Annotated in this window: 11 protein-coding genes; 9 read left to right on the forward strand and 2 right to left on the reverse strand. The window is 74.7% G+C overall.

Annotated elements, in window-relative coordinates:
- The first annotated feature begins 49 nt into the window (after positions 1-49).
- The 7 genes from ACMATS_RS18290 (at position 50) to ACMATS_RS18320 (ending at position 8,866) form a co-directional block, all read left to right on the forward strand.
- A complete protein-coding gene (locus tag ACMATS_RS18290) occupies positions 50-3,331 on the forward strand; it encodes an amino acid adenylation domain-containing protein (RefSeq protein WP_414168482.1) in 3,282 nt (1,093 codons plus the stop codon).
- The gene (locus tag ACMATS_RS18295; RefSeq protein WP_414168483.1) at positions 3,328-4,581 is read left to right on the forward strand and encodes a condensation domain-containing protein; all 1,254 of its coding nucleotides are present in this window, start codon (positions 3,328-3,330) and stop codon (positions 4,579-4,581) included. The genes ACMATS_RS18290 and ACMATS_RS18295 overlap by 4 nt, the downstream gene beginning before the upstream one ends.
- On the forward strand, positions 4,578-6,383 hold the full coding sequence (locus ACMATS_RS18300) for a non-ribosomal peptide synthetase (RefSeq protein WP_414168484.1): 1,806 nt from the start codon (positions 4,578-4,580) through the stop codon (positions 6,381-6,383). Before ACMATS_RS18295 ends, ACMATS_RS18300 begins: the two co-directional genes overlap by 4 nt.
- Positions 6,384-6,485: 102 nt before the next feature.
- Positions 6,486-7,313 carry an MBL fold metallo-hydrolase gene (locus tag ACMATS_RS18305; RefSeq protein ID WP_414168485.1) on the forward strand — a complete coding sequence of 276 codons (828 nt, stop codon included), beginning with the start codon at positions 6,486-6,488 and terminating at the stop codon, positions 7,311-7,313.
- Positions 7,314-7,318: 5 nt separating this feature from the next.
- On the forward strand, positions 7,319-7,729 hold the full coding sequence (locus ACMATS_RS18310; RefSeq protein ID WP_390777096.1) for a nuclear transport factor 2 family protein: 411 nt from the start codon (positions 7,319-7,321) through the stop codon (positions 7,727-7,729).
- 100 nt (positions 7,730-7,829) lie between these two features.
- Entirely contained in the window at positions 7,830-8,315 is a 486-nt protein-coding gene (locus tag ACMATS_RS18315; RefSeq protein ID WP_414168486.1) for a hypothetical protein, read from the forward strand.
- A 173-nt stretch (positions 8,316-8,488) separates the two neighbouring features.
- Positions 8,489-8,866, forward strand: coding sequence for a hypothetical protein (locus ACMATS_RS18320; protein WP_390777097.1), 378 nt, complete (start codon positions 8,489-8,491; stop codon positions 8,864-8,866).
- A gap of 39 nt (positions 8,867-8,905) precedes the next feature.
- Here the strand turns inward: ACMATS_RS18320 and ACMATS_RS18325 are convergent, their stop codons facing one another.
- Complete coding sequence (locus tag ACMATS_RS18325) at positions 8,906-9,508, reverse strand: VC0807 family protein (protein ID WP_414168487.1); 603 nt, start codon at positions 9,506-9,508, stop codon at positions 8,906-8,908.
- A 110-nt stretch (positions 9,509-9,618) separates the two neighbouring features.
- Here ACMATS_RS18325 and ACMATS_RS18330 point away from each other — a divergent pair, with 110 nt between their 5' ends.
- Positions 9,619-10,929 carry a sensor histidine kinase gene (locus tag ACMATS_RS18330; protein WP_414168488.1) on the forward strand — a complete coding sequence of 437 codons (1,311 nt, stop codon included), beginning with the start codon at positions 9,619-9,621 and terminating at the stop codon, positions 10,927-10,929.
- Positions 10,881-11,537, forward strand: a complete 657-nt coding sequence (locus ACMATS_RS18335) for a LuxR C-terminal-related transcriptional regulator (protein ID WP_390777100.1) — start codon at positions 10,881-10,883, stop codon at positions 11,535-11,537. Before ACMATS_RS18330 ends, ACMATS_RS18335 begins: the two co-directional genes overlap by 49 nt.
- A gap of 116 nt (positions 11,538-11,653) precedes the next feature.
- Here the strand turns inward: ACMATS_RS18335 and ACMATS_RS18340 are convergent, their stop codons facing one another.
- Positions 11,654-12,790, reverse strand: a complete 1,137-nt coding sequence (locus tag ACMATS_RS18340; RefSeq protein ID WP_414168489.1) for a chemotaxis protein — start codon at positions 12,788-12,790, stop codon at positions 11,654-11,656.
- Positions 12,791-12,794: the final 4 nt, after the last annotated feature.

A 12,794-nucleotide genomic window follows, 5' to 3' on the forward strand; every position in this document is an offset into this window, starting at 1 on the left:
CCCGTCGCCGCCGGGCCCCCCGTCCCGGCACTCCGCAAGGGAACCCACCGTGAACACCAGCCCCGCCCGCGTCGACGAACGCGTCGCCCACTGGGCCCGTACCCTCCCCGGCGCACCCGCCCTGCGGTGGCGCGGCACCTCTGTCACGTACGCCGAACTCGACTCCCGCGCCGCGGACTTGGCGGCCGACATGGCCGCCCACGGCATCGGCCCCGGCGACGTCGTCGCGGTCCGCATGGAGCGCGGCCCGCGGATGGCCGAGGCCCTCCTCGCGGTGCTCAAGTGCGGTGCCGCCTACACGGCCGTGGACACCCGCTGGCCGGAGGCCCGCTGTCGCCAGGTCACCGAACTGACCGGCGCCCGACTGCTCCTGACGGACACCGGCACCGAGACCCTGCACCCCGGCGACCGCCCGGCGGTCCCCGGAGGCGACGCCCTCTGCGTCTTCTTCACCTCCGGCAGCACCGGCACCCCCAAGTCCGTTCTCGCCACCCACCGCGGCCTGCTGCGCATCGCCGAGGACCCGACGCTGGCCTTCGACGGCACGACGTGCATGCTCCAGTCCGCGGCCGTGCCGTGGGACGCGTTCGCCATGGAGCTGTGGGCGCCGCTGGTGCACGGCGGTACGACGGTGCTCCTCGACGGCCACTACCTCACCGTGGACGGCTGCCGCGACGCCGTGGCCGACGGCGTGAACACGATGTTCGCGACCACCTCCCTCTTCAACGCGATCGTCGACGAGGACCCCGCCGCCCTGCGCGGGCTCCGCACCGTGATGGTCGGCGGCGAGCGGCTCTCCCCCCGCCACATGGCCCGCGCCCTGCAGGCCGTGCCCGGCACGCGGCTCGTCAACGGCTACGGGCCGGTCGAGAGCACGGTGTTCGCCACCGTGCACCCGGTCACCGACGTCGCGGACGAGGACACCGACATCCCGATCGGCCGCCCGGTCGCCGAGACCGGCATCCACGTGCTGGACGCGGAGCTCCGCCCCGTCGCCCCCGGCGAGCCCGGCCAGTTGGCGATCTCCGGCGACGGCCTCGCGCTCGGCTACCTCGGCGACGCCGGGGCCACGGCGCGCGCCTTCCGCGAACTGCCGCTCGGCCCCGGCGGAACGCCGCTGCGCGTCTACCTCACCGGCGACCGGGCCCGCCTCGGCTCCGACGGCGCGTACGCGTTCCTGGGCCGTGCCGACCGCCAGGTGAAGATCCGCGGGGTCCGCGTGGAGCCCGGCGAGGTGGAGCGGGCCGCCGAGGACGTCCCCGGCATCGCCCGGGCCGTCGTACTGCCCCTCCCGCTGGACGGCGGCCCGTCCGCCAACACGACCGGTCTGGCCATGGTGTGCGTACCGACCGCGGAGGCACCGGCCGGCGCCGAGGCGGTGCGCGAGGCCGTCGCCGCGCGGCTCCCGTCCGCCTTCGTGCCGGACCCGGTCGTGATGACCGGCAGCCTGCCGCTCACCGGCAACGGCAAGCTCGACCGCGAGGCCCTGGCCCGTACCGTGCGCGCCGAACTCGACCGCCGCTCGGCCGCGGAGCCCACCCCCGCCGGACCGGTGCCGCACCGCGTGACCGCCGTCCTGGACGCGGCCACGGAGCTGCTCGGCCGCCCGGTGGGACCGGACACCAACCTCTTCCAGGCGGGCGCGACGTCCATCACCGCGATGCGCCTGGCAGGCCGCCTCTCCACCACCACCGGCACCCGCCTCACCGCACCCCAGGTCATGCTCGCCCGCACCCCGACCGCCATCGCCGAACTCCTCGGCCCCGACGAGGACGTACCACCCCACGTGGCCGCCGTCCTCGCCGCAGCCACGGAACTCCTCGGCCGCCCCGTCGCACCCGACACCAACCTCTTCCAGGCCGGCGCCACATCCATCACCGCGATGCGCCTGGCAGGCCGACTCTCCACCACCACCGGCACCCGCCTCACCGCACCCCAGGTCATGCTCGCCCGCACTCCCGCCGCCATCGCCGAACTCCTCGCCCCGGACCCCGAGGAGCAGGCGCCGCAGGCCGCCACGCCGGAGTCCTCCCCGCGGTGGATCAGCGGACTGCCCGCCCCGCAGTGGCGCTTCTGGTTCACCGAGCAGCGCACGCCGGGGTCGGCCGACGCCCTGTCGTCCTTCCTGTTCCGCACCGACGGTCCGGTCGACGCGGACCGGCTCGCCGCGGCCGTCCACGCCGTGGCATCCCGCCACGAGGTGCTGCGCACGACGCTCACCCGCAACGCGGACCGCACGGTCGCGTCAACCACCCTCCCGGCAACGGGACTTCCGCAGCTGCTCACCGTCCTCACCCCGGCCCCCGAGCGGGAGGCCCGGCAGGCCGCCGAGGCGCACCTGGCGCGGCCGTTCGACCTGGCCGCCGAGGTGCCGCTGCGCACCGTGCTGGCCCCGTCGGGCAACGGCAACCACTGGTTCGGCCTGGTCGTGCACCACTCGGCCTTCGACGGCTGGTCCGCGGGCCTGCTGCTGCGCGAACTGTCCGACGCCTACGCCGGTTCCGCCGACGACCGCCCCGCACCGGGCTATTCCCCGGCCTGGACCGAGCAGTTCGCCGAGGAGACCGAGGCGGACCGGGCGGCCCTGTGGGAGTGGACGCGCGAGCTGCGCGGCGTCCCCGACCTGCCGCTCGGCACCGGCACCCCGGCCCCGGCCGGCCCCGTCTCCCGCATCCGCGTCGACCTCCCCGCCCCCCTGCGCACCGCCGTGCAGGAGGCGGCCGCCGCGGCCGGCACCACCGTCGCCGCGGCCCTCCTCGCGGCCTGGGTCCGCGCCCTGCGCACCGTGACGGGCGCCGTGGACTTCGCCGTCGGCATCCCCGTGGCCGGCCGCGCCTCGGCCGCCGCCGAGCAGGCGGTCGGCTGCTTCGCCTCGGGCGTGGCCGTCCGCTTCCGCGGCCCGGCACACGACGTTCTGGCGGACGCGGCACGGCAGTTGGCGCAGGCGCTGCGCTTCCAGTTCCAGCCCGTCGAGGCACTGCTCCGCGAGGACGCCCCGCGCGACCCGCACCGCAACCCGTACTGCCAGGCGGGCTTCGTCGTGCAGAACACCGAGCCGCCACGGCTCGTCCTGGACGGCCGCACCTTCGCCCCCGAGCGCCCCGCGGGCCCGGAGACCTCGGCCTACGAACTCACCCTGGAGGCCCCGGACGCCTCCGCGGACCACCTCACCCTGCGCTACCGCACGGACGTGCTGGACGAGACAAGGGCGCAGGCCCTGGCGAAGGCCCTCCTGGACGAACTGGCGCGCCCCGTAAGGGGCGCGGGGAACTGCGCGAGCAACCACCACCGACCCGCAGCCGAACAACTGCCGCACGGAGCAGCCCGATGACCCCCGCCCACGCGTCGCCCGCCGAACAGACCTTCTGGTTCACCGAGCAGCTCCTCCCCGGCTCGCTCAGCACCGTCGCCCTCCTGCACCTCCGCATCGACGGCCCCGCCGACCCGGCCGCGCTCGCGGCCGCCTGGCAGGCCGTCCGGATCCGGCACGAGGCGCTGCGCACCGCGTTCGTCTCCGACGGGGGCGAACTGTGGCGCCGGCCCGCGGCGCAGCCCCGGCCCGTCCCGGTACAGGTGCTGCCGGCCGGCACCGGCCGCGAGGACGCCGTGCGGCTGCTGTGCGCCGAGCCGTACGACCTGGAGGCGGCGGACGTGCTGCGCCTCGGCCTGGTGCCGGACGCGGCCGACGCCCCGTACGACGGAGGCGAGTTGTACGCGGCCGTGCACCACACCGCGTACGACGGCCTGTCGGAGGTCGCGCTCGGCGCCGACCTCGCGGAGGCGTACCGCCAGGCCCTGGCCGGGCAGCAGCCGCACCTGACGCCCGCCGCCCGCAGCGCCGTGCAACCGCTCGACGGGACACGGCGGCAGGAGCTGTGCGCCTACTGGGAGCGCGCGCTCGCCGGGGTGCCCGCCCTGCCGGAGCAGCAGCCCGCCCAGACGCACCGCGAGATCCTGGAGGACCGCCTCGCCGTCCACCCCCTCACGCTCCCGCCCGGCAGCGGGACCCGGCTGCGGCAGGTGGCCCGCCGGTCCGCGGTGCCGCCGTTCGCCCTGCTGCTGACCGCCGTCGGCCGGGCCGTCGCAGAACTGACCGGCGCCGCCGACTTCCTCGTCGGCGTGCCGTTCTCCACGCGCACCCCGGACCAGCAGGACGAGGTCGGCTGCGAACTCACCATGCTGCCGGTCCGGTTGCAGGCGCCCACGGCCGCCGACGGCCCGGACCGCGCCATGGACGCGCTGCTCGACGCGATGTACCACGCGGACCTGCCGGTCTTCGACATCCTGGCCTGCGGCACCCCCGACGACACCGGCCGCATGCAGCCCTACCAGGTCATCGCCGCCTACCAGAGCTGGCCGCGCGACCCCCTGCAGGCGGGCCCCGCCACGCTGCGCGCCCGGCCGTCCAGCCCCTGCGGGCCGCAGGGCGAACTGCTGGTGGAGTTCTACGACGAGGGCCCCGAGGACCTGACCGCCGCCCTGTACGTCCCCGCCCACGGCGGCTGGCTCCCCCGTGCCCCGGAACTCGCCGCCGCCCTCGACCGGCACCTCACCGCCCTCACGCCGATGGAGACCTCATGACCGCCGCCGAGCCGCTCTCCCCCGAGGAGCAGCAGCGCATCCTCGTGGACTGGAACCGCACCGCGTCCGGCCTGCCCCACGGCACGCCGCTGCACGAGCACTTCGCCGCCCGCGCCGCGGCCGCGCCCGACGCCGTCGCGATGGTGCAGGGCGAGCACCGGCTGACCTACGGCGAACTGGACGGCAACTCGGCCGACTTGGCCGAGCGCCTGCGCGCCCTGGGCGTGCGCCGCGGCTCCCGCGTAGCCCTGGCCCTGCCCCGCGGCCCGGAGTTCCTGACCGCGGTCCTGGCGGTCCTGCGCGCGGGTGCGGCCTACGTGCCTGTCGACGTCGACTACCCGGCGGACCGCATCAACTTCATCCTGGAGGACGCGAACTGCGAGGCGGTGATCTCCGACAAGGGTGCCTCCGCGCCCCGCAGGGGCGCGGGGAACTGCGCGAGCAACCACACCGAACCCGCAGGTCCGGACGACCTGGCCTACGTCATCTACACCTCCGGCTCCACAGGCCGCCCGAAGGGCATAGCAGTCCGCCACCGCGGCGCCGTCAACAACCTCCTGGACCTCGCGGAGCGCTTCCGCATCGCCCCCGGTGACAAGGTCCTGCACCTCTCCTCCACCAGCTTCGACATGTCGGTCGTCGAACTCCTCGGCACCGTCCTCGCCGGCGCCACCGTGGTCACCCCGAACCCCGACGGTCTGCGCGACCCCGCGCACTGGCACGCCCTCGCCGTCGAGCACGGCGTCACCGTCTGGAACACCACCCCCGGCCTGCTCGGCGCCTACCTGGGCCACCTGGAGAACGCGACCCCCGGCGCCACCCTGCCGCCGCTGCGGCTGGCCATGCTCGGCGGCGACCGGGTGCCGCCGACGCTGCCCCGCCGCGCCGCCCGGGTGCTGCCCGCGATGCGCCTGGCCAACCTCGGCGGGTTCACCGAGGCGTCGGTGCACAGCACCGTCCAGCTCGTCGACCCGCAGCACGACCCGTCGGGCGACGTGCCCATCGGGCGCCCCCTGGCCAACCAGCGGATCTACATCCTCGACGAGGCGATGCAGCCGGTGCGGCCGGGCGTGACGGGCGAGCTGTACGTCGCGGGCACCGGGCTGGCCGAGGGCTACCTCGGCCGCGAGGAGCTCACCCGCGAGCGGTTCCTGCAGTGGTCGTACGGCCCGGTCCGCGACGAGCGCGTCTACCGGACCGGCGACCTCGCCCGCTACCGGGCGGACGGCACCATCGAGTTCCTGGGCCGCTCGGACTTCCAGGTCAAGGTCAACGGCGTGCGCATCGAGCCCGGCGAGATCGAGGCGGCGCTGCGGCGGCAGCCCGGCGTCCGCGAGGCCGTCGTCGTCGCCCGCGAGGACGCGGCCGGGGACCGTGCCCTGGTCGGCTACCTCGAAGCGGCCGACGGCACCGGCGCCGTCGACACGACGGCCGTCCGCGAGGCGCTGGCCGAGGTTCTGCCGGGCCACCACGTGCCGTCGGCCCTGGTCGTGCTCGACCGCCTGCCGCTGAGCCCCAACGGCAAGCTCGACCGCGCGGCCCTGCCGGCCCCGACGCCGCCCGCCGAGCCGGACGGTGCCGGCGAGGCCCCGGCGGACTCCGTCGAACAGCGCGTCGCGGACGTCTTCGCCGAGCTCCTCGGCGCCGACGCCTTCGCCCGGGACGACGACTTCTTCGCCCTCGGCGGCACGTCCTGGAAGGCCATGCGTGCCGTCCAGGCCCTGGGCGAGGGCCTGCGCCTGGCGGACCTCTTCCGCAACCCGACCCCGCGCCGGCTGGCGGAGGTGCTGCGGGCGGGGTGACGAGGGACGGGGTGTGGTGACCCACGCCACACCCCCACCCCGAAATACCTGACACGTCAGTGACTGTTCATGCAGGTACCCACCCGGCAAGGAGTGCCCCGCATGAACGCCATGAACGCCGTGAACACCCCCCTCACCTTCACGATCCTCGACCTCGACTTCCCCGTCGGCAGCAAGAACAAGACCGCCACCCTCGTCACCGGCGAGCACGACGCCCTGCTCGTCGACGCCGGCTTCACCCGCGCCGACGGCCACCGCCTCGTCGCCGAGGTGCTGGACTCCGGCAAAACCCTCACCACCGTCTTCCTCAGCCACGGCGACCCGGACTTCTACTTCGGCGCCGAGGTGATCGCCGACGCCTTCCCCGAGGCCCGGTTCGTCGCCACCCCGCTCGTCGTCGAGCACATCCGCCACTCCTACGAGGGCAAGCTCAAGGCCTGGGCCGCGGCCGGCGCCAACCTCCCCACCCGGCTCGTCGACATCGCCCCGCTCACCGGCGACATCACCCTCGAAGGCCACCGCTTCGAGCTCAAGGGCGGACCCGCGGACCTGCCCGACCGCCACTACCTGTGGCAGGCCGAACACCGCGCCCTCCTCGGCGGCGTGCTGCTGTTCCAGAACGAGCACGTCTGGACCGCCGACACGGCCCGCCCCGAGCAGCGCGGCGCCTGGGTCGCCCTGCTCGACGAGATGGCCGCGCTCGACCCGCAGCTCGTCGTCCCCGGCCACCGGCTGCCGGACACCGCCGCCGACCCCAGCGCGATCGCCAACACCCGTGCGTACCTGGTGGCGTTCGAGGAGGAGCTCGCCAGGGCCGTCGACGGCGAGGCACTCACCGATGCACTGCTCGCCCGCTTCCCCGAGCACGGCATGCTGATCGCCGCCCGCATCGGCGCGAAGGTCGCCAAGGGCGAAACGACCTGGGGCTGATCCGCATGACGCACACCGGCTTCCCCGCCCCCTCCCCCGCCGACGTCGTCCGCCGCCAGTACCTCGCCTCCGCCGCGGGCGACCTGGAGGCCCTCCGCGCCACCCTCGCCCCCGACGTCGAGTGGACGGAGATGGCCGGCTTCCCGCTCGCGGGCACCTACCGCACCCCCGCCGGGGTCACCTCCAACGTGATGGAGAAGCTCGGCGCGGAGTGGGACGACTGGACCGCCCACGACGACACGTACGTCGCCGACGGCGAGAACGTCGTCGTCCTCGCCCGCTACACCGCCGTCAACAAGGCGACCGGCAAGGCGATCGACGTCCGCGTCGCCCACCACTTCACGGTGCGCGGCGGACTGATCGTGCGCTTCGAGCAGTTCACGGACACCGCGAAGGTCCGCGACGCGATGGCGTGACCGAACGACCGAAAAGAGGGCTCTCCCCACGGGGAGGGCCCTCTGTACGTTGCGCTCGTCAACTGCCTCCGGAATACCCTCGGGAAAGGACACGATGACGATGCAGTCACCACGCCCCGTACGTGCGAGACACAAGGCCGCCGCAGCGGCCTCCGCGGCCCTGGCCACGCTGGCGGCCGCCGTCACCCTCGGCCTCGCCCCCGCCGCGCAGGCCGCCCCGGCCGGGGCCGAGAGCCTGGACGGCGTCTGGGCCTGCTCCGTCCCGCAGGGCTACACCTTCGACCAGGTCGTCAGCCGCCTCAACGCCTGCGGCTCCGGCTTCGCGGCCCAGTACCACCTGCGCACTCCGCAGGACGGCCTCTGGGCCTGTTCCGTCCCCGACGCGTCCTTCACCTGGGACCAGGTGGTCAGCAGGCTCAACTCCTGCTCCACGTCCGGCTTCTCGGCCAGCTACCACCTGCGCGTACCGGTCAACGGCCTGTGGGCGTGCACCGTCCCTCCGGGCTTCGTCTACGACCAGGCCGTGAGCCGCCTCACCACGTGCAGCACCTCGGGCTTCGCCTACAGCTACCACCTGCGCGGCTGAACTCCCGGGTGCCCACGGCCCGTTAAACCGCACCACCGGCTCATACGAACGGGCTAAACCGGCGGCTTCCCGCCGTTTTCCGGTCCGGGGACCGCAAAGATCCGTGCGTACCGAGGGCGCGACCCCCGCGCCCTCGTCCGTCTCCCCCGGTTCCCGGAGCAAGGAGCACGTTCATGTCCCACGTCACCATGCGGCGCATCGCCGCCGTCGCCGCCTCGGCGGCCCTGCTGTCCGGCGCCGCCGCAGCAGCCGGGAGCGCGGCGTACGCCGACGCCCCGGGCCACCACCACGGGGCCGGCGTCTCGGCCGGGCAGAAGGAGGAGGCGAACGTCTCCGTCCAGGGCGACCACCACGACCACGGCGCGCACCTCGGCTGGGACCAGGGCGTCGACAAGAAGAAGGACCGCTTCGACGCCCAGCACAAGGTCTGGGTGCGCTGGGACGCCGAATCCCGCAGCAACGCCCAGTGGGACATGCACACCCGCAGCTGGAAGCGCCAGCACAACGGCCACTGGCAGCACTGGGACAAGGCCCACAAGGCCTGGAAGTGACCCCGGGCCGTAAGTGATCGTGAGTGATGGGCTGTTGCGTCACCGCACCCCGCGGTGACGCAACACCCGCACCGACCCCTGCCGCACCACGACCAGCAGGACGACCAGCAGTACCGCACCGGCCACGGGCACGGTGTCCACCGGCAGCGTGTACGCCATGACCACCCTGGCCGCCGCGTCCAGCAGGAACGCCGCGCCCCACAGCACCGTCACCACCCGCAGTGCGCGGCGGAAGCGCGGGTCGCTCGCCCAGGACTCCTCCCAGCGCCGCGCAGCATCCCCCCGCAGGAACTTCAGCGTCACGTCGAGCAGGAACGGGCGGCGGCCCAGCAGCGATCCGACGATCCACAGGCCGAACGCGGCGGTGCTCCAGCTCTCCCTGGCCAGCAGCAGCCGCGGGCTGCCCGTCAGCAGCGGCATCACCGCGGAGAGCGCCATCGTCACCAGGACGAACAGGCCCAACGAGTCGATCCTGCGCGTGCGCACGAGGGTCCAGCCGGTGTGCAGCAGCGGGGCCGTGCCGGAGAGCACCAGGGCCCACCACTGCCCCGCGCCGGCCGCGCGGAGCCCGTAGTAACCGGCAAGCGGAATGCACACGTCCATCAGCAGAGCCGGTACCGGCGTCGTCTTCTTCTCAGCCATGGCCACGACGTTAGGAAGCCGCCGGCCCGTCCGGAATCCACAGATGCACCGCCCTGAGGTGGACTTTTGTACACTGCCCCGGCCGCACCCGGCGGGCGAGAATGAGCGGCGTGATCCGAAACGCGCACCCCCCGGCCCGGTGGATCGCGGTCCTCCGCGCGGGGTCCCGCGCCCGGCGCACCGGCTTCGAGTGGCTCGGGCTGTCGCTCGTCCTGCTGGCGGGGCTGCTGCTCTCCCTGGCCGCCCTCGGCAGCCTCTTCCTCGGCTTCACCGCCGCGTTCCCCGCGGTCGTCGAGGCCAACCGGCAGCTGCTCAACCGCGTCCGCACCGCGGTCGGTGCGGTGACCGGCACCCCGGTCGACGTGCCCTACCTGCCCCTCCCCGAGCCGGACATGGCCCGTTCCCGCGCCCTGCTCAGGGACCCGGCCACCGCGCGGGACCACCTGTGGATGCTGCTCGGCCTGCCGGCCGCCCTGCTGCTGTCCGCGCTGCCGATGGTGATCGGCGTCTACGGGCTCGTCGCCGGCATCATCGGCGGCCTGCGCAACACGGTCCGGCCGGGTCCCGCCCCCGCCGCGGGCCGGGCGGTGCTGACGAATCCGGCCGCCGCGCTCGGCAGTTGGGCCTGGCTGGCCGTCCCTGCCGGACTCGCCCTGTTCACCGGGGTGCTGTTGCTCGGCCCCGCCGCGCTGCGCGCGCAGGCCGCCTTCGCCCGCGTGCTGCTCCGGCCCACCAAGGCCGCCCGCCTCGCCCGGCGCGTGCACCACCTCGCCGCCAGCCGCTCCGATGCCACCGACGCGCAGGCCGCCGAACTGCGCCGCATCGAACGGGACCTGCACGACGGCGCCCAGGGTCGCATGGTCGCCGTGGGCATGACCCTGCGCACCGTGGAGCACCTGCTCGACACCGACCCCGCGGCGGCCCGCGAGCTCGTCGCCGAGGCCCGCCGCACCTCCGCCGCCGCGCTGGCCGAACTGCGCGAACTCGTCCGCGGCATCCACCCGCCCGTGCTCGCCGAGCGCGGCCTGGCCGACGCCCTGCGCGCGGCCGCGCTGGACACCGCGCTCCCGGTCACCGCGCACGTCGACCTGCCCGGCAGGCCGCCCGCCCCGGTCGAGGCGGCCGTGTACTTCGCGGTCCGCGAGCTGCTCACCAACGCCGCCAAGCACGCCGCCGCCGGCCGCGCCGAACTGTCCGTACGGCACCGGGACGGTTCCCTGCACATCACCGTCTCCGACGACGGCACGGGCGGCGCCGACCCGGACCGGGGCAGCGGGCTGCGCGGCGTGGAACGCCGGTTGGCTACATTCGACGGCACCTGCCGGGTCGACAGCCCGCCCGGCGGACCCACCACGATCGCCCTGGAGATCCCGTGCGCGTTGTCCTCGCCGAGGACCAGTACCTCCTGCGGACCGGCCTGACCCGGCTGCTCACCGCGTACGGCTTCGAGGTGGCCGCGGCCGTGTCCACCGGGCCGGAACTGCTGCAGGCCATGACCGAACTGCGCCCGGACGTCTCCCTCGTGGACGTACGCCTGCCCCCCACGTTCACCGACGAGGGCCTGCGCGCGGCCCTCGCCGCCCGCGCCCGCGTCCCGGGCCTGCCGGTCCTGGTGCTCTCCCAGTACGTGGAGACGCTCTACGCCCGCGAGTTGCTCGCCGACGCGGCCGGGGGCATCGGATACCTGCTCAAGGACCGGGTGTTCAGCGACGACGAGTTCGTCGACGCCCTGCACCGCATCGCCCGGGGCGGCACGGCGATGGACCCGGAGGTGATCGCCCGTCTGGTGTCCGGCGGCTCCGCCGGCGGCCGGCCGCAGCCCCTCGACCGCCTGACGCCCCGCGAGCGCGAGGTGCTGACGCTGATGGCGGAAGGCCGCTCCAACGCGGCCATCGCGGAACGGCTGTTCCTGTCGGCGAGCGCCGTCACGAAACACATCGCGAGCATCTTCGACAAACTCGGCCTCGCCGCCTCCGGCGAGGACAACCGGCGGGTGCTGGCGGTACTGACGTACCTGAGCGCCCCGTAAGGGGCGCCCCGAAGGGGCGAGTTTCGACTGCGGGCGCGTCGTGGCTGGTCGTGCCCACGCGGCGGAGCCGCATATGTGAACAGCCCCGCGCCCCTTACGGGGCGCCGCCTCACCCGTCAGAACCGCAGCACGCTCGCGATGTGCCCCTCCTCCGCCAGGTCGCCGTCCGGGACGAACCGCACCTCCGAGCCCTTGTCCAGGGCGGCTTCGACGAGTTCGTCGACGATGTCCTCGTGCACCCCGTCCGGGGAGCCGGGAGCACCGAGGTCGGCCGCCATGACCAGGTGGCCGTCCTCCACCCGCGCCGAGGTCTCGTACCCCTCCTCGACCGCCAGCAGCGCCACCCGGCCCTGCTGCACCGTCTGCCACACCTCGTCCAGGCCTGCGGCGTACCGGCGTTGGCCCCGGGCGTCCACCAGACGACGCTGGATGTCGACGCGGCGCCGCTCGTGGCACTCGTCGAAGGCCGGGCCCAGCAGGTCGCGCAGTTCGGGGGCCGTCGCGGAGGCGGCGCCCCCGCGCTCGACGCGGGCCGTGACGGCCGCGCCGTGCGTGGAGACCTCCTCGAACCGGGCCAGCGACACCGCCAGCCCCACCAGGTACACCGGGCGCGGGTCGCGCTCCAGCACCCGGCCGAGAGCGCCGTCCACCGACCGCAGGTACTGGCGCTCCCGCTCCGTGCGGTAAGGGCTGGTCCGGCTGCCGTAGTTGGCGAAGTTCGCGCCCGGCAGCGCGTCCACCTGGTCGGGGATGGCCGGCGTGACCGGGAAGCCGTCGCCCGTCACCTCCTCCAGGTGCCCGCCGTGCGGGCCGCCGCCGCTCCACAGCCGCGTCTCGCCGTCGGACAGCACCAGCGCCCAGTACGGCTCCTCGCCGATCCGCGCGGCGACCAGGTTGCGGGTGAGGTAGGTCCCGTCGATCACCACCCGCTGCGGCACGGGCCGCGGCAGGTACCAGAGTTCGTGCTCGCCGGGCGCGGCGAGGATCAGCAGCCCCTCCGCGGGGTGCAGGAAGTCGACCTCGGCGGCGGCCGCGTCCAGCCGCTTCTCGACGTCGATCCGGACGTCCCGCGCGACCTTCGGATCCTCCCCGAGCCGCCGCTTCGCCTCGGCCAGGACGTTCCGCAGCCGGACCCGGTCCTCGGGGTTGCCGGGCTCGCGCCGGTGCGTCGGCACGAGGAGGGAGACGGCCGGGTACGTCCGCGGTCTGCGCAAGTCCTTCAGTACCGCGTCCGTGAGATCGCCGATGTCCATGGAT

The organism is Streptoverticillium reticulum (assembly GCF_047456005.1).
Taxonomy (GTDB): domain Bacteria; phylum Actinomycetota; class Actinomycetes; order Streptomycetales; family Streptomycetaceae; genus Streptomyces; species Streptomyces reticulum.